1 protein-coding gene is annotated in these 1,077 nt (G+C 46.1%); it reads right to left on the bottom strand.

The window, feature by feature from the left end; genetic code table 11:
• Positions 1 to 1,077: excinuclease ABC subunit UvrC (uvrC, locus tag R7P72_RS25810; protein ID WP_318111085.1), on the bottom strand; the 1,077-nt coding region annotated here is incomplete at both ends.

Raw genomic sequence — 1,077 nt, 5'->3', positions numbered from 1 at the left:
GCTTGGAAAATAATTTCTGCTAAAGAGTGACTAATTCCCGGTACTTTGGCGATTTCTTCAACACTTGCACGCTTAAGTTCCTGCAATCCACCCATGTATTTCAATAAAGCTTGGCGTCGTTTTGGCCCAACACCTTCAATCCCCTCCAACGCGCTTGTACGTCGAGTTTTACCACGTTTCGCTCTGTGACCCGCAATCGCATGATTATGACTCTCATCGCGAATATGTTGAATCAAGTGTAGCGCTGGAGCGTCACTAGGTAAGTTGAACTCTTCGCCATCAACCGTAATTAAGGTTTCAAGGCCAGGTTTACGTGTTACACCTTTGGCAATACCAATCATGATTGGTCGCTTAGGCCAATCTCCCCAATACTGGGCGATGATTTCATGCGCACGATTTAACTGACCTTTACCACCATCAATAAAGATGATGTCAGGGATTTTTTCTACGTCCAACTGCTTTGAGTAGCGCCGCTCTAACGCCTGCCCCATCGCTGCATAATCATCGCCACCCGTGATTCCAGTAATGTTATAGCGTCGGTATTCTTGCTTTACCGGACCTTCGTTGTTGAAGACCACACATGATGCGATAGTGCTCTCGCCCATCGTATGGGAAATATCAAAACACTCCATCCTCATAATAGACTCCATTCCCAGCGTCTCGCGAAGTGCTTTGAAACGTTGGTTGATCGTCATCTTATGGTTGATTTTTGTCGTGATGGCAGTAAGTGCATTGGTATTAGACAGCTTAAGATATCTCCCTCTCGCACCAGTCGGAGAAGTATGGAAATGAACCTTACGCCCTGCGACTTCACTCAGTGCTTTTTGAATGGGTTCGAGATCGTCGGCCAACTCTTGGTTCAGTATTATTCGAGATGGGATTGTTCGCGCCTCATTGTGGCTCAGGTAGTACTGAGTCAAAAAGCTATCGAATACCTCTTGTTGGCTCGTGTTTTGAGGAATCTTAGGGAAATGACTGCGACTGCCTAACACTTTACCCTGACGAATCATCAATATGTGGATGCAAGCAATGCCGTTCTCTTGCGCAAAACCCAGCACATCCATATCATCCATGCTG

Origin of the sequence: Vibrio sp. Vb0888 (assembly GCF_033338835.1) — a bacterium.
Taxonomy (GTDB): Bacteria; Pseudomonadota; Gammaproteobacteria; order Enterobacterales; family Vibrionaceae; genus Vibrio; species Vibrio alginolyticus.
This window is presented reverse-complemented; position numbering and strand designations above follow the sequence as displayed.